1 protein-coding gene is annotated in these 266 nt (G+C 55.6%); it reads right to left on the bottom strand.

The window, feature by feature from the left end:
- Positions 1-266: OprD family outer membrane porin (locus SB756_RS30955; RefSeq protein WP_410913353.1), on the bottom strand; the 266-nt coding region annotated here is incomplete at both ends.

The raw sequence follows: 266 nt of genomic DNA, 5'->3' as shown, positions 1-266 counted from the left end.
CGGTTGCCGTCGCTTGGAAAGATGGTGCCACCGGAAGCACTCCCGCTGGAGTTACCACTCTTGGCAGGGCTGGAATCCAGACGAACGCCGTACAGGCCAATAGCGTCAACACCGAACTGAACGGTACCTTGGGTGTAACCCGAGATGAAACGCAGATCGAAGCCTTGGCCCCATTCTTCGTTCTTGTTCGCGCCAGGACCGTCACGGTTATCAGTATTGATATAGAAGTTGCGCAAGCCCAGGGTGGCCTTGCTGTCTTCGATGAA

Source organism: Pseudomonas sp. SIMBA_068, from assembly GCF_046534705.1.
In the GTDB taxonomy this organism is placed as follows: domain Bacteria; phylum Pseudomonadota; class Gammaproteobacteria; order Pseudomonadales; family Pseudomonadaceae; genus Aquipseudomonas; species Aquipseudomonas putida.
This window is presented reverse-complemented; position numbering and strand designations above follow the sequence as displayed.